The sequence below is a fragment of the Streptomyces sp. CA-106110 genome (assembly GCF_050936285.1).
GTDB lineage: Bacteria > Actinomycetota > Actinomycetes > Streptomycetales > Streptomycetaceae > Streptomyces.
Window position 1 is genome coordinate 7519806 of the sequence record NZ_JBNJNB010000001.1, and the last position, 20922, is coordinate 7540727.

General features: G+C 71.1%; 21 protein-coding genes. 12 read left to right on the forward strand and 9 right to left on the reverse strand.

Going from position 1 to position 20922, the window contains the following annotated elements:
* Positions 1-134: 134 nt before the first annotated feature.
* On the forward strand, positions 135-776 hold the full coding sequence (locus ACQEXA_RS34605; RefSeq protein WP_360991460.1) for an IclR family transcriptional regulator: 642 nt from the start codon (positions 135-137) through the stop codon (positions 774-776).
* A gap of 121 nt (positions 777-897) precedes the next feature.
* Here ACQEXA_RS34605 and ACQEXA_RS34610 read toward each other — a convergent pair whose 3' ends face one another.
* On the reverse strand, positions 898-2436 hold the full coding sequence (locus tag ACQEXA_RS34610) for a PucR family transcriptional regulator (protein WP_432928240.1): 1539 nt from the start codon (positions 2434-2436) through the stop codon (positions 898-900).
* Positions 2437-2537: 101 nt separating this feature from the next.
* On the opposite strand from ACQEXA_RS34610, the gene ACQEXA_RS34615 reads away from it, so the two are divergent.
* The 3 genes from ACQEXA_RS34615 (at position 2538) to ACQEXA_RS34625 (ending at position 5388) form a co-directional block, all read left to right on the forward strand.
* Positions 2538-3374: a chorismate synthase gene (locus tag ACQEXA_RS34615; protein WP_432928238.1), complete on the forward strand. Its 837-nt coding sequence runs from the start codon at positions 2538-2540 to the stop codon at positions 3372-3374.
* Entirely contained in the window at positions 3371-4480 is a 1110-nt protein-coding gene (gene menC / locus ACQEXA_RS34620) for an o-succinylbenzoate synthase (RefSeq protein ID WP_432928236.1), read from the forward strand. The genes ACQEXA_RS34615 and menC overlap by 4 nt, the downstream gene beginning before the upstream one ends.
* Positions 4481-4596: 116 nt before the next feature.
* A complete protein-coding gene (locus ACQEXA_RS34625; RefSeq protein ID WP_432928234.1) occupies positions 4597-5388 on the forward strand; it encodes a S16 family serine protease in 792 nt (263 codons plus the stop codon).
* Here ACQEXA_RS34625 and ACQEXA_RS34630 read toward each other — a convergent pair.
* The 5 genes from ACQEXA_RS34630 to ACQEXA_RS34650 all read right to left on the reverse strand — a co-directional run bounded on the left by ACQEXA_RS34630 (position 5385) and on the right by ACQEXA_RS34650 (position 8232).
* Positions 5385-5567, reverse strand: coding sequence for a hypothetical protein (locus tag ACQEXA_RS34630; protein WP_359410340.1), 183 nt, complete (start codon positions 5565-5567; stop codon positions 5385-5387). The two genes, ACQEXA_RS34625 and ACQEXA_RS34630, sit on opposite strands and share 4 nt — an antisense overlap.
* A gap of 12 nt (positions 5568-5579) precedes the next feature.
* Positions 5580-6185 carry an ArsR/SmtB family transcription factor gene (locus ACQEXA_RS34635; RefSeq protein ID WP_432928231.1) on the reverse strand — a complete coding sequence of 202 codons (606 nt, stop codon included), beginning with the start codon at positions 6183-6185 and terminating at the stop codon, positions 5580-5582.
* A 67-nt stretch (positions 6186-6252) separates the two neighbouring features.
* The gene (locus tag ACQEXA_RS34640) at positions 6253-7062 is read right to left on the reverse strand and encodes an ABC transporter permease subunit (protein WP_433131964.1); all 810 of its coding nucleotides are present in this window, start codon (positions 7060-7062) and stop codon (positions 6253-6255) included.
* Positions 7059-7733, reverse strand: coding sequence for an ABC transporter permease (locus ACQEXA_RS34645; protein WP_432928227.1), 675 nt, complete (start codon positions 7731-7733; stop codon positions 7059-7061). Before ACQEXA_RS34645 ends, ACQEXA_RS34640 begins: the two co-directional genes overlap by 4 nt.
* Before the next feature lie 19 nt (positions 7734-7752).
* A complete protein-coding gene (locus ACQEXA_RS34650; protein ID WP_359410336.1) occupies positions 7753-8232 on the reverse strand; it encodes an Lrp/AsnC family transcriptional regulator in 480 nt (159 codons plus the stop codon).
* A gap of 123 nt (positions 8233-8355) precedes the next feature.
* Here ACQEXA_RS34650 and hppD point away from each other — a divergent pair, with 123 nt between their 5' ends.
* The 4 genes from hppD (at position 8356) to ACQEXA_RS34670 (ending at position 13718) form a co-directional block, all read left to right on the forward strand.
* A complete protein-coding gene (gene hppD, locus ACQEXA_RS34655; RefSeq protein ID WP_432928225.1) occupies positions 8356-9501 on the forward strand; it encodes a 4-hydroxyphenylpyruvate dioxygenase in 1146 nt (381 codons plus the stop codon).
* 169 nt (positions 9502-9670) lie between these two features.
* Positions 9671-11077: an FAD-binding oxidoreductase gene (locus tag ACQEXA_RS34660; protein ID WP_433131966.1), complete on the forward strand. Its 1407-nt coding sequence runs from the start codon at positions 9671-9673 to the stop codon at positions 11075-11077.
* 235 nt (positions 11078-11312) lie between these two features.
* Positions 11313-12860: an RDD family protein gene (locus tag ACQEXA_RS34665; protein WP_433131969.1), complete on the forward strand. Its 1548-nt coding sequence runs from the start codon at positions 11313-11315 to the stop codon at positions 12858-12860.
* 54 nt (positions 12861-12914) lie between these two features.
* A complete protein-coding gene (locus tag ACQEXA_RS34670) occupies positions 12915-13718 on the forward strand; it encodes an RDD family protein (protein ID WP_432928219.1) in 804 nt (267 codons plus the stop codon).
* 127 nt (positions 13719-13845) lie between these two features.
* Here ACQEXA_RS34670 and ACQEXA_RS34675 read toward each other — a convergent pair whose 3' ends face one another.
* Positions 13846-14133, reverse strand: a complete 288-nt coding sequence (locus tag ACQEXA_RS34675) for a hypothetical protein (RefSeq protein WP_432928217.1) — start codon at positions 14131-14133, stop codon at positions 13846-13848.
* A gap of 477 nt (positions 14134-14610) precedes the next feature.
* On the opposite strand from ACQEXA_RS34675, the gene ACQEXA_RS34680 reads away from it, so the two are divergent.
* Both ACQEXA_RS34680 and ACQEXA_RS34685 read left to right on the forward strand, forming a co-directional pair.
* Positions 14611-16938, forward strand: a complete 2328-nt coding sequence (locus ACQEXA_RS34680) for an immune inhibitor A domain-containing protein (protein ID WP_433131971.1) — start codon at positions 14611-14613, stop codon at positions 16936-16938.
* Between the two features lie 165 nt (positions 16939-17103).
* Positions 17104-17442: a hypothetical protein gene (locus tag ACQEXA_RS34685; RefSeq protein WP_359391614.1), complete on the forward strand. Its 339-nt coding sequence runs from the start codon at positions 17104-17106 to the stop codon at positions 17440-17442.
* A gap of 28 nt (positions 17443-17470) precedes the next feature.
* On the opposite strand, the gene ACQEXA_RS34690 is transcribed toward ACQEXA_RS34685, so the two are convergent.
* Positions 17471-18055, reverse strand: a complete 585-nt coding sequence (locus ACQEXA_RS34690; RefSeq protein WP_432928213.1) for an isochorismatase family protein — start codon at positions 18053-18055, stop codon at positions 17471-17473.
* Between the two features lie 250 nt (positions 18056-18305).
* Positions 18306-19634 carry a nicotinate phosphoribosyltransferase gene (locus ACQEXA_RS34695; protein WP_432928211.1) on the reverse strand — a complete coding sequence of 443 codons (1329 nt, stop codon included), beginning with the start codon at positions 19632-19634 and terminating at the stop codon, positions 18306-18308.
* Positions 19635-19726: 92 nt separating this feature from the next.
* Here ACQEXA_RS34695 and clpS point away from each other — a divergent pair, with 92 nt between their 5' ends.
* Entirely contained in the window at positions 19727-20044 is a 318-nt protein-coding gene (gene clpS / locus ACQEXA_RS34700) for an ATP-dependent Clp protease adapter ClpS (RefSeq protein ID WP_359391611.1), read from the forward strand.
* 11 nt (positions 20045-20055) lie between these two features.
* Positions 20056-20661 carry a DUF2017 domain-containing protein gene (locus ACQEXA_RS34705; protein WP_432928209.1) on the forward strand — a complete coding sequence of 202 codons (606 nt, stop codon included), beginning with the start codon at positions 20056-20058 and terminating at the stop codon, positions 20659-20661.
* The last annotated feature ends 261 nt before the right edge of the window (positions 20662-20922 follow it).

Consider the following 20922-nt stretch of genomic DNA (forward strand, 5'->3'; position numbering starts at 1 on the left):
GCCGTGAAGCGACTGAGTCCGGGAGCCGCCCGGGCCGCCGGCCGATCGGCGGCCTCTGAAGCGCGTCGCCGACGGGACTCGGTGTCGCATCTGCCGCGAGGGGCCGCCGTCCTCACCACTAAGGAGTGGGCGTCGTGACCGCGGAGACCTCCCAGACGCTCGACCGGGGCCTCAAGGTCCTCAAGCTGCTCGCCGACACCGATCACGGGCTGACCGTCACCGAACTGTCCACCAAGCTGGGCGTGAACAGGACTGTGGTGTACCGACTGCTCGCGACCCTGGAGCAGCACTCACTCGTACGCCGCGATCTGGGTGGCCGCGCCCGGGTCGGGCTCGGAGTGCTGCGCCTCGGCCGTCAGGTGCACCCTCTGGTGCGGGAGGCCGCGCTGCCCGCGCTGCGGGCCCTGGCCGAGGACATCGGGGCGACCGCGCACCTGACCCTGGTCGACGGGACGGAGGCGCTGGCGGTCGCCGTGGTCGAGCCGACCTGGACCGACTACCACGTGGCGTACCGGGCCGGGTTCCGGCATCCGCTCGACCGGGGAGCCGCCGGCCGCGCCATACTCGCCGCCCGTCTGCGGACGAGCACCGAGCCCGGCTTCACCCTCACGCACGGGGAACTGGAGGCCGGCGCGAGCGGAGCCGCCGCGCCGTTGCTCGGGGTGACGGGGATCGAGGGCAGCGTGGGGGTCGTGATGCTGTCGGATTCCATACCGGAGAGGGTGGGGCCGAGGGTGGTGGACGCCGCCCGGGAGGTGGCCGAGGCGCTGAGCTGACGACCGCCGCCGGGGTTCGCCGTCCGGGTCCGCTGTCCGGGGCCCTCAACCGCAGTCCCGGCACCGGCGTTCGCCCGCGCCGTCGCCCCGCCGGCCGTCCGGGTTCCGCCGACCCGCCCCCTCAACCGCGGCCCAGCACCCTCAACTGCAGCCACAGCACCAGCCGTTCGTCCGGGTCGTCCAGGTCGATGCCGAGCCGGCGCTGGATCTGGCGGAGGCGGTAGCGGCAGGTGTTGGGATGGACGCCCAGCCGTTCGGCAGCGCCCGCCATGTCGCCTCCGGCCTCGAACCACGCCAGCAGCGTGCGCGCATGGGCAGTGCCGTGCCCGGCGTCGTGGTCCAGGAGGTCCCGCCCCGACCCCACCGTCAACTCCGGCTTCCCTCGCATCACTTCGGCCAGCCGCAGCAGCGTGATCCGGGGCCGCACCTCGGTCACGCACGCCACCGGCAGCCCGGGACCGAGCACCCGCAGCACCCGGTCCGCGTCGGCCCGGGAGGCCGGCGCACCGGCGAGCGAGGGCACCACCTCGCCGAGCCCGGCCCGTACCGGTACCCGCAGCGCCGACCCGGCCCGCCGCACGATGTCCTCGGCCAGATGCCGGTGCCGCTCGCCGCGTTCGCCCGGAGCGGGCAGCAGCGCGTACACGATCCCGTCGACGAGCACGCACGCGTGCCGTCCGTAGTGCGCCTCGCACTGGAGCCGCACCAGGTCCAGGAGCCGCAGCGCGGTCTGCTCGCCGTCCGGCGCGGACACCGTCGAGTCGACGGTGAACGCGGCCACCCGTACGGGTTCGGGACCGAGCCGGTGGACGGCGGCATCGGGGTCGGCCGTGCCGTCGAGGAGGCGGCGCAGCAGATCGCCGTCCTGGTGCCGGGCCAGTTCCTGTGCCGCGCGTGCCCGCAGCAGAAGCAGCGCCGCGGTGGAGGCGCCCTGGGCCAGCGCCTGTTCGGCGTCGGGCGCCAGCCCGCCGTCGTCCACGACCCAGAGCGAACCGAGGGTCTCACCGCCGGCCCGCACGGCGACCGCGAGCCGGGGCAGCGCGCCCGCGAGCGCCGGGAGCCGCACCGGGCCCTCGGCGGCGAAGACGATCCGGTACTGCTCGGTGTTCTCCGGGCTTCCCGGCACCCGGAGCCCGAGGATGCCCTGGCGGCGATCCTCGTCCGTCGGCTGCCCGAGCACCGTGGAGTACGCGAGGATCCGCTGCCCCGGGTCCTCGATCGCGGTGGCTCCGCCGACCGCCGCGGCCACCGCGTCGGCCAGCGCGAACAGTTCACCGCGCGCGTCCCCACCGCCCGTCGCCACCGGGCGGGCGCCGATCGCCGAGGCCAGCAGCAGGTGCACCCGGTGCCAGGCGGCGTCCTCTTTGACGGAGAGCAGTGCGACCCCGGCCTCCTCGGCGTCGGCGACGGGCCCGTCCGTGCCGCGTACGACCACGCCGGTCATCCCCGCCTGTGCGGCGGCCCGCACCAGCGGCCCCGCGGCCTGGGCGCGCACACCCACCGCGAGCAGCAGCGCGCCCGGCGCACGGGGGAGCGGGGCGTGGGCGTCGTACAGCAGCGCCTCGGTGACGGGCGCGGTGAGCCCGGCGGGCGCGGTGTGCAGCCGGACGGAAGGCTCGCCGACGACATCGAGCAGGTCACCGAGGCTGCAGGCGTCCATGGGGTGCCTCCTTCGCCGCTTGGCCGATCCCACCAGGACGGTAGGCAGGTTTTGGCGTCCGGTACAACGCGGCGCCCGCTCCGCGCCCGGAAACTCGAGCCATGACAGCAGACACGGACCTGTCCGCCGCCCACACGCGCGTGGCGCGGCTCGCGGACGACGCCGCGCAGGCCGCGGGCGTCCACCTCCGTACCGTGCACGACGTCACCGGCCTCGCCGCTGTGGCCGACTACTTCAGCGACGTCTGGCGGACCCCCCGCACCAGTCCGCCGATCCCCGCCGAAGTGCTGCACAGCCTGGTGCACTCCGGCGGTGCCGTGCACGCCGCCTTCGCGGGCGAACGGCTGGCAGGGGCCTGCGTGGCCGTCTTCGGGCCGCCCGCCGAGGCGGACGCCTACTCCCTGGTGGCGGCGGCCGACCACGGCGTCGGGTACCCGGTCAAGCAGGCACAGCGCGCCTGGCTCCTGGGGCGCGGCGCCCGCACCCTGCGCTGGACCTTCGACCCGCTGGTCGGCCGCAACGCCCGCTTCAACCTGGCGAAGCTGGGTGCCACCGGCACGGAGTACCTCGTCGACTTCTACGGTCCGATGGCCGACGGCGTGAACGACGGCGACGAGAGCGACCGGCTCACGGTCACCTGGGACCTGGCGGCGCCCCGGCAGCCGTACGAGAGCGGTGACCGCGGCTGCGCACCCGCCACGCACGAGGCCCCCGACGGCACCCCGCTCGCCCGGCGGTCACAGGACGACCGGCATGTGTGGTGCCGCGTCCCGCAGGACGTCGTCGCCCTGCGCACCGCCGACCCGGCACTCGCCCTGCGCTGGCGGCACGCCGTCCGCGACGTCTTCAGGCAGGCCTTCGCCGAGGGGTTCAGGGCGACGGACATGTCCCGGGACGGCTGGTACACGCTCACCCGACCGGAGGGTTCCCTGGCATGAAACTCGAACGCGCCGAGATCGTTCACGTGGCGATCCCACTGGTCACGCCGTTCCGCACCTCCTTCGGGACGATGACCGACAAGGACACCTTCCTGCTGCACGTCGTCACCGACACCGCCGAGGGCTGGTCGGAGTTCGCGGCCGACCCCGAACCCCGGTACTGCCCGGAGTTCGTCGCCGGAGCCGAGATCGTCCTGCGTGACTTCCTGCTGCCGCGCGTCGCCGCCCTGCCCCGTCTGACGACGGCCGCGCTCGCCCCCGCCCTGGCGGTGGTCAAGGGGCACGAGCTGGCGAAGGCGGCACTGGAGACGGCGGTCCTGGACGCGGAGCTGCGCTCGTACGGCATGTCCCTGGCGACCTACCTGGGAGCCGTACGGGACCGGGTGCCGTGCGGGGTTTCGGTCGGCATCAGGAACTCCGTGCCTGAACTGCTGGACGACGTCGAGCGCTACCTCGCCGAGGGATACGTCCGCATCAAGCTGAAGATCGAGCCCGGCTGGGACCTGGAGCCGGTACGAGCCGTGCGCGAGCGCTTCGGGGACGCGCTGCCGCTCCAGGTCGACGCGAACACCGCGTACACGCTCGCCGACGCCGAGCACCTGCGGAGGCTGGACGATTTCGGGCTGCTGCTCATCGAGGAGCCGCTGGACGAGAACAACCTTCATGCCCACGCCCGGCTCCAGCAGCGCGTCACCACCCCCGTCTGTCTGGACGAGTCCCTGCACAACGCCCGGGACACCGCTTCCGCGATCGCCATGGACGCCTGCCGGGTGGTCAATGTGAAGCCCGCGCGGGTCGGCGGTTACCTCGAGGCACGGCGCGTCCACGACGTGGCCCATGCGCACGGGGTGCCGGTGTGGTGCGGCGGCATGCTCGAGACGGGCATCGGACGCGCGCCCAACCTGGCGCTGGCCGCCCTGCCGGGGTTCACCCTGCCGGGAGACACCTCGGCGTCCTCCCGTTATTTCGCGGAGGACATCACCGAACCGTTCGTGCTCCGGGACGGACATCTGCCGGTGCCGTCCGCGCCCGGGATCGGCGTCGCACCCCTCCCGGAGGCGCTGCGACGCTTCACCACCGGGCGGACCGACCTGTACGGGGCATGACACCAGCGGCGGGACACTGTGCCGGCACCCGTGCCGGTGCCGGGCTCGGGCCGTGGGATCCGCTCCGGCACCGCCCGGGACCTGGCACGAAGTCACCACCGCGTTAGATTGATCCCGTGTTCTCTCGCCTCTCGCGCCCCAAGGCCGCCGCCGTCTGCGCCCTGCCCGTCGTGGCCCTGCTCGCCACGGCGGCGTTCGCCCCGCTGCCTTTCGCAGTGGCGCAGCCCGGCCTGACGGCCAACGTCCTCGGCGCGAACAAGGGCACGCCCGTGATCACGATCAGTGGGGCGCCCATCCGCACGACCACGGGTCAGTTGCGGATGACGACGATCGAGGCCACCGGCCCCGACGCACGGGTCTCGCTCGGCGACGTGGTCGACGGCTGGGTCCGCACGGACCGCGCGGTGCTGCCGCGTGACGCGGTCTACCCGAGCGGGAACACCGTCAAGGAGATCGAGCAGCACAACACCGCGCAGATGAAGGAGTCCCAGGACGCGGCGACACAGGCGGCGCTGCGATACCTGGACCTCAGCGACCGGAACGTCAAGGTCACTCTGACGCTCGCGGATGTGGGCGGCCCGAGCGCGGGTCTGCTGTTCACCCTCGGGATCATCGACAAGCTGAAGGGCAACGGCAGCGGCGGCGACCTCACGGGCGGCCGCACGATCGCCGGTACGGGCACGATCGACGCGGCCGGCGCGGTCGGTGCCGTCGGCGGGGTGGCTCTCAAGACGCAGGCCGCCCGCCGCGACGGCGCGACGGTCTTCCTGGTCCCGAGGGCGGAGTGCGCCGACGCAAAGGCGGAGCTGCCGAAGGGGTTGCGGCTGGTGCCGGTGACCACCCTGAACGGCGCGGTCGACGCGCTGGTGGCGCTGCAGAAGGGGAAGGGCGCGGTCCCGAGCTGCTAGACGGTGGCGGGCCGGGGTGCGGCGGCGAGCCGCAGGCCGACCTCGACGAGGGTCCAGCCGAGGCGTACCCGCAGGTCGCGGGGGTGGCCGGCGTCGGCGGCGAGCCGGTGCGCGTCGGCCTCGGCACGGAGGTCGGTGGCGCGGGTGCGGTGCAGCTCGAGATGCGTGTCCGGGTGCATCGGTCGTGCCTCTCAATCCGTCTGGAGGGGGAAGAGGTGGGTGTGGACGCGCACCTGCTCGGTCCCCGGGGTGTTCTTGCCGGGGGAGAGGGCGCGGTACTCCTCGATGAGGGTGTGCATTCTTCCCACGAGTTCGCGGGCGAGTTCGGGCGTCAGCCGTAGCGTCGCGTCGCTCATGTCGTCGGCGCCGTGCCAGGCCTCGGGCCAGTCGTCGCGGGTCCCGAGCCAGGTCGACAGTTCGCGGGTGTGGGTGGCGGCGATCTCGTGCAGGTACAGGTCGGCCGCCCCCCGCACTTCAGGGCCGGCGTCCTTGAACGTGTTGCTGTCGAAGACCAGCGCCTCGTCTTGGGCCTTCCACCAGCGCTCCCGTCCCTTGCCGTGCTCCGGTGCGTCCACGACGAAGCCGTGGGCGGCGAGCTGGCGCAGGTGGTAGCTGGTCGCGCCGCTGGATTCGCCCAGCTTCGCGGCCAGCTGGGATGCGGTGGCCGGTCCGCCGCGCCGCAGTGCGTTGAGCAGCTGCATGCGCAGGGGGTGTGCGAGGCCGCGCAGCGAGCGGGCGTCGAGCAGGCGCGGTGGCCGCTCGTCCTCGTGCGGGGTGGTGTCGTCGGGCTCCTGCATGCATGCAAAGGTAGCGTTGCAAAGAAGTCGTTGCAAGAGGTTCTTTGCAAGTGGCTCCGCAGGACCGCTACAGGCCCCTGAGGCCCCCGTCGAGCGTCATGGCCGTCAGCAGTTCCGCCATCGAGATCCCCCAGTCGATCAGCAGCGCCAGCGAGGTCGTGAGGACCGAGCCGAGCAGCAGCAGCGGCAGACTGTGATGGCTGATCCCGGCGGTGATGAGCACGCCCAGACCGCCGCCTCCGCCGAACGCCGCCAGGGTCGCCGTGCCGACGTTCAGCACCAGGGCGATGCGTGCGCACGCGAGGAGCAGCGGGAGGGCCATGGGCAGTTCCACGCGGGCCAGCACGTCCATCGGGGACATGCCGATGCCGCGGGCGACCTCAAGCAGCGGCGAGTCGTTCTCCTTCAGCCCCGCGATCGTGTGGGACAGCACGGGCAGGACGGCGTAGGCGACGATGGCGACGAGGACCGCCCTGTGGCCGGTGCCGAGCCAGAGCACCAGCAACGCCAGCAGGCCGATCGCCGGGGCCCGTCGGCCCGCGGTGGCGATGGCCGTCGCCGTGGCGGTGAACCTGCCCGCCGCCCCGTGGGTCAGCGCGATGGCCAGGGGGATCGCGATGACCATCACCAGGAACGTGGCGAGCGTGGTCATTTCGATGTGCTGCCACAGTGCCTTCTCCACCCGGCCCTGGGAGAGGGCGTTCTGGGAGAACGTGTCCAGCCGGGCCTGCCGGAACCACAGCAGGGTCGTCAGCAGCAGGACCACCAGTGCCGTGGGCAGCAGGGTCAGCTTCTGCCACGTGATCCGCGGTGACCGGGGACCCGGCGGGGCGGGCGACCGGGTCTCCTCCTGCTCCTCCACCTCGTATGTGGTCACGTCGTCCTCTCCTCCGGTTGAACCGGTCTCGCGATCCGCCGGGGGACGGTCAGCCGCTCGAGCAGCAGGTAGGCGGCGTCGAACAGCACCGACAGGGCGAAGATGCCGAGCGTGCCCGCGAGCACCTCGTTGAGCGCGTTCTCGCTGTCCGGGGAGCCGAGGCCGCGGAAGATCTCGTTGCCGAGACCGGGTCCGGAGGCGTACGCGGCGACCGCGGCGACGCCCACCAGCAGGCGGGTGGAGGCACGGATCCCGGTGAGGATCGAGGGCCAGGCCAGCGGCAGCTCCACACGGACGAACCGGGCCCACCGCGACATGCCGATGCCCCGGGCCGCGTCCACCAGCGAAGGGTCGCCCGTGCGCAGCGCCACGAGGGAGTTCCGCACGATCGGCAGCAGTCCGCACAGGGTCAGCGCGGCCAGCGTCGGCGCCAGGCCCAGTCCGGTGACCGGGATCAGCAGGCCGACCAGCGCCAGGGTGGGGACGGTCAGGAAGGCGCCGGTGGCGGCCGTGGCGAGGTCGCCGGCCCGCTCGCTGCGAGAGGCGACGAGGCCGATCAGCACGCCGAGGACCGCGGCGAGGAGGGTGCACACGAGGACGGCGCCGACATGTCCGCAGGCCTCTATGAACAACCGCCGGTGGCTGTCGGCCAGGTAATCGTAGAAGCTCACGTGCGCTCACCCCGGTGGGCTAGGTCCTCTGCCGGTCCTCCGCCGCCTGCTCCACCAGCGGGATGATCCGCAGCGGAACGGGGTTCTCCATGACGATCGCCGTGGAGGCCCGGACGATGCCATCAAAGCCGACAACTCGGTCGATCACACGTTGTAGGTCGGCATTCGAGCGAGCCACCAGCCGGCAGAGCATGTCCCCGCTGCCCGTCGTGGTGTGCAGTTCCAGGACCTCCGGGACGGTCGCCAAATGGGCCCGCACGTCGGGTCCTTGTCCCTGCCGGATCTGCAGCGTCGCGAACGCGGTGACGGGATAGCCGAGCGCGGCGGGATCCACCTGAGGGCCGAATCCGCGGATCACTCCATTGGACTGAAGCCGGTCCAGGCGCGCCTGGACCGTGCCACGCGCCACCCCGAGCCGCCGGGACATCTCCAGCACCCCGATGCGCGGCTCGCGCGCCAGCAGCAGGATCAGCCGGGCGTCCAGTTGATCGATCGCCATACCCGCGCTCCCAGATGGTCATCGTGTACAGAAAGCCCGTCGATACGGGGCTTCCGCTGAGCAGATTGCCCAGCCGATACGCAAACTATTGCGCACCTTGCGAGGAAGGGTGAGGCTGCGGATATGACGCAGACCACACACCACACCCCCGACACCGCGCGCGAGGCAGACCCCTTCCCGGTGAAGGGAATGGACGCGGTCGTCTTCGCCGTGGGCAACGCCAAGCAGGCCGCCCACTACTACTCGACCGCCTTCGGCATGCGGCTCGTGGCGTACTCCGGACCGGAGAACGGCAGCCGTGAGACCGCCTCGTACGTCCTGGAGAACGGCTCCGCCCGTTTCGTCTTCACCTCGGTCATCAAGTCCGCCACCACCTGGGGCCACTTCCTGGCCGAGCACGTGGCCGAGCACGGCGACGGCGTGATCGACCTCGCGATCGAGGTCCCGGACGCGCGGGCCGCGTACGCCCACGCGATGGAGCGAGGTGCCCGCTCGGTCGCCGAGCCGTACGAGCTCAAGGACGAGCACGGTGTCGTCGTCCTCGCCACGATCGCCACGTACGGCAAGACCCGTCACACCCTCGTCGAGCGCACCGGGTACGACGGTCCGTACCTGCCCGGCTTCGCCGCCGCCGCGCCGATCGTGGAGCCGCCCGCGCAGCGCACGTTCCAGGCCATCGACCACTGCGTCGGCAACGTCGAACTCGGCCGTATGAACGAGTGGGTGGAGTTCTACAACAAGGTCATGGGCTTCACGAACATGAAGGAGTTCGTGGGCGACGACATCGCGACCGAGTACAGCGCGCTGATGTCCAAGGTCGTGGCCGACGGGACGCTCAAGGTCAAGTTCCCGATCAACGAGCCCGCGATCGCCAAGAAGAAGTCCCAGATCGACGAGTACCTGGAGTTCTACGGCGGTCCCGGCGTCCAGCACATCGCGCTGAACACCAACGACATCGTGCACACGGTGCGGACGATGCGGGCGGCCGGCGTGCAGTTCCTCGACACTCCGGACTCGTATTACGACACCCTCGGTCAGTGGGTCGGCGACACCCGTGTCCCCGTAGAGACCCTGCGCGAGCTGAAGATCCTGGCTGACCGCGACGAGGACGGCTATCTGCTGCAGATCTTCACCAAGCCGGTCCAGGACCGTCCGACGGTCTTCTTCGAGATCATCGAGCGCCATGGCTCCATGGGCTTCGGAAAGGGCAACTTCAAGGCCCTGTTCGAGGCCATCGAGCGGGAGCAGGAAAGGCGCGGCAACCTCTGAGCCGGTGGAGCGCCCGACCGAGCAGGGGTCGGCCGGGCGCTCCCGTGGTCCCGCGGGCGCCGCGAGAGCGCCCGCGGGACCACGAGCACCGTTCACGGCGGGGGACAGGCAGCCCCCAGGCCTGCCCCGTGCGTACGGGGTTCACACCGCCGCTCCCGGGTGCGACGCTGTGATCATGAGCCGTATCGAAGCCCCGCGCGACGAAGTCACCGGCAACCTCCTCGACCGTCTCAAGGCCGGCCTTCCGGCCGACGCCGTCCTGAGCGACCCCGACGTCACGGCCTCGTACGCGAACGACATGGCGAGTTTCTGCGCGGCCGGCACCCCGGCCGTGGTCGTGCTGCCGCGCACCGTCGAGCAGGTCCAGCACGTGATGCGGACCGCCACCGAACTGCGCGTCCCGGTCGTCCCGCAGGGCGCCCGCACCGGCCTGTCGGGCGGCGCCAACGCCTCAGAGGGCTGCATCGTGCTCTCCCTGACGAAGATGGACCGGATCCTGGAGATCAGCCCGGTCGACCGTATCGCCGTCGTCGAACCCGGTGTCGTCAACGCCGCGCTCTCCCGCGCGGTGAACGAGCACGGCCTGTACTACCCGCCGGACCCCTCCAGCTGGGAGATGTGCACGATCGGCGGCAACATAGGCACCGCCTCCGGCGGCCTGTGCTGTGTGAAGTACGGGGTCACGGCCGAATACGTCCTCGGACTTGACGTCGTCCTCGCCGACGGACGCCTGATGTCGACCGGCCGGCGCACCGCCAAGGGCGTCGCCGGCTATGACCTCACCCGGCTCTTCGTCGGCTCCGAGGGCTCGCTCGGCATCGTCGTCCGCGCGATCCTCGCCCTGAAGCCGCAGCCGCCCCAGCAGCTGGTGCTGACGGCCGAGTTCGGGTCCGCGGCCGCCGCGTGCGACGCGGTGTGCCGGATCATGGCGGGCGGGCATGTGCCGTCCCTCCTCGAACTGATGGACCGTACGACCGTCAAGGCCGTCAACGACCTCGCGCACATGGGCCTGCCGGAGACCACGGAGGCCCTGCTGCTCGCGGCCTTCGACACCCCCGACCCGGCCGCCGACCTCGCGGCGGTCGGCGCGCTGTGCGAGGCGGCCGGCGCCACCGAGGTCGTACCGGCCGACGACGCGGCCGAGTCCGAAATGCTCCTGAAGGCGCGGCGGCTGTCGCTGACCGCGCTGGAGGCCGTCAAGGGCACCACGATGATCGACGACGTGTGCGTGCCCCGCTCCCGGCTCGGCGAGATGCTCGAAGGGGTCGAGCGGATCGCCGAGAAGTACCGGCTCACCATCGGGGTCTGCGCACACGCGGGCGACGGCAACACGCACCCGACCGTCTGCTTCGACGCACAGAATCCCGAGGAGTCCCGGCGCGCCCGCGAGTCCTTCGACGAGATCATGGCCCTCGGCCTGGAACTCGGCGGCACGATCACCGGCGAACACGGCGTGGGCGTCCTGAAGAAGGAGTGGCTGGCCCGTGAGATCGGCCCGGTGGGCGTGGAGATGCAACAGGCCGTCAAGAAGGTCTTCGACCCGCTCGGCATCCTCAACCCGGGCAAGCTCTTCTGAGTCTCCCGGTGGGACGGGCGCCATCGGCACACAGCCGTGTGCACGCCGCGTGGGGGCGCGGCAGGCGTTACACGAGTTCGGATGATTTCTTTCGGGGTGTGTTCCAGGTGTGTGAAGGGATTGCGCGGTGTCGCCCGGAAAGGGGTGGGTACGGGCGGAGCGGCCGTACTCACACCCGGCTTCTGATAGATGTGGATGTCTACACGACCCCCCGAGCAGATACGGGACGACGGACATGAGCGCCCCAACCCCGGCACCCGGTGACGACAGGCCCCGCGAAGGCTATTACCCGGATCCGTCCATTCCTGGATATGTCCGGTACTGGAACGGTGTCGCCTGGGTGCCGGGCACCAGTCGGCCGGCGCCCGGCGACGGCCGACCGCTCTCCCCGTCGCCCGGCGACGGCCGGCCGCTCTCTCCGCCGCCCGGCGCGGCACCCGCCCACCCCTCGGTGGAGGAGACCGGTCCGCACTTCTTCGACGAGGACCCGGTCGAGGCGACCCCTCAAGTGAGCCGGGCCGACGCCCAGCACGGCAGCCGGCCCGAGCCCGCCTCTGCGTGGGGCGCCGACCGCTCCCGGCAGTCCGGTTTCGGCGGCGACCAGGACCGCCGGGTGTCGTGGGGCGCGTCGCAGGGCGCCGACCCGCGGCTCCCGCTCGCCGGGCGGCCCGACGGCACCGCGAACCGCACGGACGGCACCGCGACGATCCCGCCCGCCGACCCGGATTCCTCCCCGGTCCCGGACGGCACGGCCGTCTTCCGCCGGCAGCCGCGCGGCGAGGGCTCAGGCACCGGTGCCCGGGACACCTCCCGTACCGGCGGCCCCGCGCCCTCCGAGGGCACCATGACGTTCCGTGCGCTCTCCCCGCGCACGGGGGAGCAGGGCGGGAGCACCGCGGCGGCCGGTCCCGGTCCGGGGCGGCCGACGGCCGAGCCCTCCGCGAGCGCCCAGGCCGCGGCCCGCCAGGCCCTGGGCCTGGACCCGCAGGTGCCGGAGCCCGGCCCGCAGCGCACCGCGCCGCCGCGGCAGCCGTCCGCCCCGTCGCCGTCGGCACCCTCGACCGGTCTGCCCCCGCAGCAGCCGGCCGGCTCGCTCTCCCAGCAGCCCGCGACGAGCCTCCCGCAGCAGTCCGGCGGACCGGCCGCAACGCCGATGACCACGGGCCCCGGCGGCGGCCAGCCTTCCTGGGCGCAGCAGGTGCACCGGCTGGCGACCCCGGCATCCGAGGGCGACCGGCCCCTCCCGCCCTGGAAGCCGCCGGTGGACGACCCGTTCCAGGCGGCCGCCCGGGCACAGGCGGCGGCCCGGCCCGCGGGCCTCGGCAAGCGGCTGGCCGCCCGGCTCCTGGACACCCTGGTGCTGGCGGCGGTCACGGGCGTGGCCGCCGTACCGCTGGGCACCAAGGCGATCGACCACATCGACGACAAGATCGACGCGGCCCGGCTGTCCGGCCAGACCGTCACGGTCTGGCTGCTCGACGGCACGACCTCGATCTACCTCGCCGTCGTGTTCGCCGTGCTCCTCGGCTTCGGCGTCCTCTACGAGGTGCTGCCCACCGTCAAGTGGGGCCGCACGCTGGGCAAGAAGCTGTGCGGCATCGAGGTGCGGGACATCGAGGCCCATGAGCCCCCGGCGTTCGGCCCGGCTCTGCGCCGCTGGCTCGTCTACTGCGTGCCCGGTCTGCTGGTGGTCGGCGTCGTCGGCGTCCTGTGGTGTCTGTTCGACCGTCCCTGGCACCAGTGCTGGCACGACAAGGCGGCGCACACGTTCGTGGCGGGCTGACCCGGACGGCCCTGTAGGGATGCGGAGCCGGAGGGTTCGCGGTCGACTCGGGCCATGAGCACCGAACCGCCGCCCCCCGGTTCCGGGGGGTCCCCGGACGACGATCCGTTCCGGAAGCAGCCCCCGCCGTCCGAGGGCGGCGGTTCCGCACCCCACTGGGGCTCACAGCACGGCGACCAGCCCCCGGCCGGCGGCCATCCACCTCCCGGAGGCGCGCCGCCGCCCGGCGGCGGCCAACCCCCTTACGGCGCACCCCCGCCCGGCGACGGGGGCCCGTACGGCAGCCCTCCGCCCGGCGGTGGAGGCCCGTACGGCCCGCCTCCGCCGTACGGTGGCGGCCCCTACGGAGGCGGAGGTCCCTATGGCGGCGGACCCTACGGCCCGTACGGCGAGTCGGACCCCCTTGCCGGAATGCCGCCGCTCGCCGACAGCGGCAAGCGGGTGCTCGCACGGATCATCGACATGATCATCGTCGGGATCATCGTCGTGCTGCTGTCCTGGGCGTTCCACACGACCGAGTACAACGTCAACGCCAACCGGGTCGAGTACGGCAAGTCCCTGGGCCAGTCCGTGATCGCCACGGTGCTCTACACGGCCTACGACACGATCATGATCTCGAGGTCAGGGCAGACGCTCGGCAAGAAGCTGCTCAACATACGGGTGGCCAATCTGACGGACGGCTCCACCCCTTCCGTGCAGACATCGCTGGTCCGGGCGCTGGTGCTGTGGCTTCCGTTCGCGTTCTGCTGCGCCTGTATCTGGACCGCGATCTGCGGCGGCTGGAGCTTTTTCGACCGGCCCTACAAGCAGGGCCTGCACGACAAGGCGGCCCGGACCGTGGAGGTCAGCACGGTGTGAGAGGCCGAGCCGGCGGACGGCGGCGCACCAAGAACCGGCGGGCCCGTGCCATACGGGCCCGCCGGTTCCGTTGCTCGTTGTGCGATTGTCCGAAGTATCCGTCAAGTGCTGTGCAAGCGCGCTCGGTTCAGGGGTGCGCCGTCTCGTGTACGGGCTCTGCGCCTGCGGTGGATCCGACGGACGCCGTCGGGCGTCCGGCCGGGGCCTGCCGTTCGGCGGCGGGCCGCTCGGCCCCCGACGCGGACTTCGGCAGCGGGACCGTCACGGCGACGAGCAGTCCGAGAGCGAGCGCCGCGAGGGCGATCACGGCGATCCCCGGGCTCGAACTCGTCTGTGACAGCAGCAGCATGGCGAGGGTGGAGAAGATCACGGTGCAGGAACCGTAGGCGAGCTGTGCGGCGTTCGGACGAGGCATGGCCATTCCTCGGGGTGGGGGTCTCCCCCCGTGCCTCTCGCTATGGGGGAGGATGCGGACAACTGTGTGGATTGCCGGTGCACTTGGGGTCCAGCCCGGAATCGCGGGGTGACAGGGTGCCGGCAGGGCGATCCACCGCCATTCCGGCCGTACTGCCCGCCGACTCTATTCGCCTGCATGCCCGAGCGGAACCGTTGGTAAGCGTGACCTAACGCACGGTGCTGGTGCACGGGGGGCGCACAGAGTCATTCGGTCCACCGACTGGACGGGCTTACGCGCCTGTTGACAGGAGATTATGCCGTTCGCATAGCGGACGTCTGCTTCCGTTAATGCACTTGGCCTGTTCAAGTCAAGGTCTGTCTTTTCTCTTAAACCTCCGGTCAAATGTCGTCACTTGACACACGCGTATACCGCGCGCGGACCTTCCAGGACAGGACCCCTCTTCCGCGCGATCGGACGCGTCGGGGAGGACTACAAGTGAACAGCAGATCCTGGACGTTCAGAGCGGCCGCCGCGGCCGTCACGCTCGCGGCGGCCACCGCCACGCTGTCGGTGTCCGCCGCGGCCCAGACCGGGCCGGGCGTCTCGTCGGCCGCCGCCAACCGGCACGACCCGCAGCCGGTCAAGAGCAGGGAGCACGACCTCGACGGACCGCTGAGCAAGACTCAGGATGCCCAGCGCGAGGAAGCACTGGGCCGGGTCATCTCCGGCAAGGCCAAGGTCACCGACCGCGGCGCGTCGAAGGTGGTGAAGCTCAGCAACGGCAAGTACGTCGAACTCGCCCGTGAGCGCACCGACAAGATCTTCACCATCCTCGCCGAGTTCGGCACCAAGACGTCGCAGTACGGCGGCACCGCGGGGCCGGCGCACAACCAGATAGCCGAGCCGGACCGCGCCGCGGACAACAGCACCGCGTGGCAGGCGGACTACAACCGGCAGCACTTCCAGGACCTCTACTTCTCCACGGACCCGAAGAAGAAGTCCCTCAAGCAGTTCTACGAGAAGGCCTCCTCGGGCCGTTACTCGGTCGACGGCCAGGTCCAGGACTGGGTGAAGGTCGACTACAACGAGGCCCGCTACGGCACCAACGAGTGCGACACCTGCGTGTGGAACCTCGTCAGCGACGCCCTGGTCAAGTGGGTCGCCCAGCGCAAGGCCGCCGGTGACACCGACGCCCAGATCAAGTCCGCGATCGCCCAGTACGACCAGTGGGACCGCTACGACTACGACGGCGACGGCAACTTCAACGAGCCCGACGGCTACATCGACCACTTCCAGATCGTGCACGCCGGTGAGGACGAGTCCGCGGGCGGCGGCGCGCAGGGCGAGGACGCCATCTGGGCGCACCGCTGGTACGCGTACGGCACCGACGCCGGCAAGACCGGCCCCGCGAACAACAAGCTCGGCGGCACCCAGATCGGCGACACCGGCGTCTGGGTCGGCGACTACACCATCCAGCCGGAGAACGGCGGACTCGGCGTCTTCGCCCACGAGTACGGCCACGACCTGGGCCTGCCCGACAACTACGACACCACCGGGAGGGCGGAGAACTCCACCGCCTTCTGGGACCTCATGTCCTCGGGTTCGTGGCTCGGCACGGGCAAGAACAGCATCGGCGACACCCCCGGCGACTTCACCGCCTGGGACAAGCTCCAGCTCGGCTGGCTGAACTACCGGGTCGTCGGCTCCGGCTCCCCCTCGCTGACGAAGCTCGGCTACTCGGAGTACAACACCGCGAAGCCGCAGGCGCTGATCGTCACGCTGCCGAAGAAGACGGTCACCACGGACCTCGTCACCCCGGCGAGCGGCTCGTACCAGTGGTGGAGCGGCAGCGGCAACGGCCTGAACAACACGCTGACCCGTGACGTCGACCTGACGGGCAAGTCGTCGGCCTCGCTGTCCCTCAAGGGCTACTACGACATCGAGAAGGACTACGACTTCCTGTACACGGAGGTCTCCACCGACGGCGGCGCCACCTGGAAGGCGATCGACGGCACGGTGAACGGTGCCGCCATCCCGCGCGACGCGAGCGACCAGCCGGCCCTGACCGGCACCATCGACAAGTACGGCGACCTGGTCTACCCGCTGGACGCCTACGCCGGTAAGTCGATCAAGCTGCGCTTCCGCTACACCACCGACACCGGGGTGGCCCAGAAGGGCTTCGCGGCGGACGACATCACCATCACGGCCGACGGCTCCGCCGTCTTCAGCGACGGCGCCGAGAACGGCACCGGCGACTGGGCCGTCAGCGGCTTCTCCGTCAAGGGAGCCTCCTACAGCGGCGACTACCCGCAGTACTACATCGCCGAGAACCGCCAGTACGTGTCGTACGACTCGACCCTGAAGACCGGCCCGTACAACTTCGGCTTCCTGAACACCAAGCCGGGCTGGGTCGAGCACTTCCCGTACCAGAACGGTCTGCTGATCTGGCTCTGGGACACCTCGCAGTCCGACAACAACGTCAGCGCGCACCCCGGCGAGGGCCTGATCCTGCCGATCGACGCGAACGCCAAGCCGCTGAAGTGGGCGGACGGGACCTACATGCGCAACCGCATCCAGGCCTTCGACTCCTCGTTCTCCCTGGAGCGGACGGACGCGATCACCCTGCACAACAACGGCGTGGCCATGAAGATCAACAGCCGCGCGGGCGTTTCGCTCTTCGACGACCACAAGGGCACGTACTACTACCCCGAGACCCCGTATGCGGGTGTGAAGGTGCCGGACACCCACACGAAGATCAAGCTCCTGCAGCAGACGACGGACGGCAGCGTACTGACGGTGGCCGTGCTCACGCAGAAGCACTAGTTCCCGGACGATCATGTCCCTGGTGGCGCCGATCACAAACTGAATACTGTTTTCGCAGGTCAGAGCACGATCGGCCGCGACCCTCTAGCGGGGCGCGGCCGATCGTGTTTAGGTGCGTCCTGTAGCTCTCTTATTGACACAAGGTCTCACGGGGGTGTGACAGGCATGGCCGCAGGAGGTTTCTGCAAGCTGCCGAGCGGCAGCGTGGTGGTGGCGCTGAACCTGCCCAGTCCGGGTTCGGGCAGCGGCTTCGTCCGCGTGCTCGTCCTCGCCCAGAACCGCGCACGGGCGCTGACGCGCCTGCGCAATCTGGGTCTGCGCGCCGTCTACCTGCGCGGCAACGTGGCTCCGCCGACCCCCGACGAGATCACGGCGGTCCTGCACCACCCCGACGGCCTGATATGGCGCACCGCCCCCGACAGCGCGGGCCAGGAGCTGTCCCAGGAGCTGTGGCACCCGATCAGGGCGCTGCTGAGGCGCCAGACGGCGCAGGCTCAGGCCTAGGAGGAGGCGCAGGAGGAGTGCGCGTGCCCTACACCACGGGCTTGCCGGACAGCTCCACGCCGGCCTCGCGCAGCTCCTCCAGCGCCCGCTCCGTGGTCTCCTCCGACACGCCTGCGGTCAGGTCCAGCAGCACCTGGGTGCGGAAGCCCTGGCGCGCGGCGTCCAGGGCGGTGGCGCGCACACAGTGGTCCGTGGCGATCCCGACCACGTCCACCTCGTCGACCTCCCGCGCGCGCAGCCAGTCGCCGAGCGACACCCCGTTCTCGTCGGCCCCCTCGAACCCGCTGTAGGCCGCCGCGTACGCGCCTTTGTCGAACACGGCGTCGATCGCGCCGGAGGCGACCGCCGGGGCGAAGTTGGGGTGGAAGCCCACGCCCTCCGTGCCCGCGACGCAGTGCGCGGGCCAGGAGTGCACGTAGTCGGGGTTGTCGGCGAAGTGCCCGCCGGGGGCGATGTGGTGGTCGCGGGTGGCGACGACATGCCGGTAGCCGGCGGGGGCCTGACCGATCAGCTCGGTGATCGCGGCGGCCACATCGGCACCACCGGCCACCGCGAGGCTGCCGCCTTCACAGAAGTCGTTCTGCACATCTACGACGATCAAGGCGCGCTGCATGGTCGGTGTCCTTCGGCTTGGCGGCGGATCGGAGTGGAGGGGTGCGAGGCCCGGCCGTCTGTACGAACTACCGAGCCTAGAGACTTCACGGGCCGGGCGGGAGGGGGCGTGTGGCGGTCGGCAGGTGCGCGGGTCGCGCTGCCGTTGCATTCCCACGGGCCGCCCGTTCATGCGCCGAGCCGGACGGGTCGGCCGAAGCCGCACCCACTCCGGCCCCCGGGGTGGTGCCGAGCGCTTAGTACGGAACGCCTCAGACGTATTCGGTCGGAAGGACCGGCTCCCCGCGCGACAGCTGGGTCGCCGACAGCGGGAGGCCGGCGCGCGCGGCCGTGTGCCGGTCGCGTACGACGTCGAGCGGCTCGCGGGCGATCACCTGGCCGCCCTTGACCAGCTGGACCTGCAGTTGCCGGTCGACGAGCTCCTGCGGGACCGGCCCGGTGCCGATCACCTCGGCCTCCGCGACGCCGTCCTCGTCGAGCCGCCGCGCGGCCCACTTGCGCCCCCCGATGGACGTCTTTCCGCCGACCGACTTCTTCGCCACCGGCATCAGCGGAGCACTCGAGTCCGCCGACTCGGCGCGGGCGACCAGCTTGTAGACCATCGAGCAGGTCGGATGGCCGGAACCCGTCACCAGCTGGGTGCCGACGCCGTACGCGTCCACAGGCGCCGCCCGCAGCGAGGCGATGGCGTACTCGTCCAGGTCGGAGGTGACGACGATCTTGGTGTCGGTCGCGCCCAGCTCGTCCAACTGCTGCCGCACCCGGTGGGCGACCAGCAGCAGATCGCCGGAGTCGATGCGCACGGCGCCCAGTTCGGGTCCGGCGATGTCGACGGCGATGCGTACGGCCTCGGCGACGTCGTAGGTGTCCACGAGCAGCGTGGTGTTCCGGCCGAGCGAGTCCACCTGGGCCTGGAAGGCATCCCGCTCGCTGTCGTGCAGCAGGGTGAACGCATGGGCGGACGTGCCGACCGTCGGGATGCCGTACCGGAAGCCGGCGGCCAGGTCGGAGGTGGTGGTGAAGCCTCCCACGTACGCGGCGCGCGCGGCGGCCACGGCGGCCAGCTCGTGGGTGCGCCGGGCGCCCATCTCGATCAGCGCCCGGCCGTCGGCGGCCGAGGACATACGGGAGGCCGCGGCGGCGACGGCGGAGTCGTGGTTGAGGATGGAGAGGATCACGGTCTCCAGGAGCACGCACTCCGCGAAGGAGCCCTCGACCCGCATGATCGGCGAGCCCGGGAAGTACACCTCGCCCTCGGGGTAGCCCCAGATGTCGCCGTCGAAGCGGTACTCGGCCAGCCAGTCCAGGGTGTCGCGGTCGACGATCCGGTTCTCCCGCAGAAAGCCGAGGACGTCCCCGTCGAAGCGGAAGTTCTCGACCGCGTCCAGGACACGCCCGGTGCCGGCCACCACGCCGTAGCGGCGGCCGTCCGGCAGCCGCCGGGTGAAGACCTCGAAGACGGAGCGCCGCTCGGCGCTGCCCGCCTGGAGGGCGGCCTGCAGCATCGTCAGCTCGTAGTGGTCGGTGAAGAGCGCCGTCGAGGGCACGTCCACCGGCAACCCAAGGTCCGCAGTGTTCATGAGCGCTGATCGTACTCCCATTTCGTCAGTCTGACGATTTGTGGTGGTGATCGCGGTGTCCGTTTGCGCGGGGCCCCGGTCGAGGTGGCAGCATGGGCCGTGTGACGGCACCCGCACCCCTAGAGATCGAAAAGACCGAGTCGGCGGAGGAGGAGTTCGCCGTCCCCGAACCCGATGTCCCATGGGTGACGATCGTCCACAACGACCCGGTCAACCTCATGAGCTATGTGACGTACGTTTTCCAGACGTACTTCGGGTACACCAAGGACAAGGCCACCAAGCTCATGCTCGACGTCCACCACAAGGGCCGGGCGGTCGTCTCCAGCGGTACCCGCGAGGAGATGGAACGCGACGTGCAGGCCATGCACGGCTACGGTTTGTGGGCCACCCTCCAGCAGGACCGGAAGTAACGACCTCCCTGATGTCAGGACACTTCGAATCGCTCCCCGGCGGCGGTGCCGCCGTCGCCCTCGACAACGTCGAGATCTCCATCATTCGGTCGCTGGCCGTGCAGCTGCTCGAGCTCATCGGGCCGGGCCCCGCCGAGAACGCCCCCGACGACCCCCTCGCCGAGCTGTTCAACGAGGGCCCGAGCGAACCGCCCTCCGACCCCGTGCTGCGCCGGCTGTTCCCGGACGCGTACGGCGGGCCCGGCGGCGAGCCGGCCTCGCCCGAGGAGGCCGAGGAGCAGCACGCGCACTCCGCCGAGTTCCGCCGCTTCACCGAGAACGATCTGCGCGCCCGCAAGCGGGACAACGCCCTCGCGGTGATCCGCTCGCTCGACGCGCTCACCTCGGCCAGCGAGGTGGGCGGCGTCCTCAAGCTGTCCCAGCAGGAGTCCGAGCAGTGGCTCGGCGCCCTGAACGACCTGCGCCTCGCGATCGGCTCGCGCCTTGAGGTCGTCGACGAGGACGACACCGATCACCTCTACCGGCTGCCGGACGAGGATCCGCGCAAGCCCATGGTGATGGCCTACCTCTGGCTCGGCGGGCTCCAGGAGACGCTGGTCACGACCCTGATGCCCTGAGCTCTCGGTCGGCACGCCCGTCGCGCACGCGCGGCGGGTGCCGCCGGCCTGGACGACGCACCCGCCGGAGAATCGTTTCTCCTTGCTGTGCCGCCCGGTCTCAGCTCACGAGAGCCGTGATGCGGGAGTCGCACCCGCACCGACGGCCTGCTTGGCGACCTTGCTCGCCAGGCCCTTGTTGAACCCGGTCCGCCCTCGACGGGCGTGACGTTAGCGGCCGCGAAGATCATGGTGCGAGTGAGTTGATCGAGATCTGAGCTT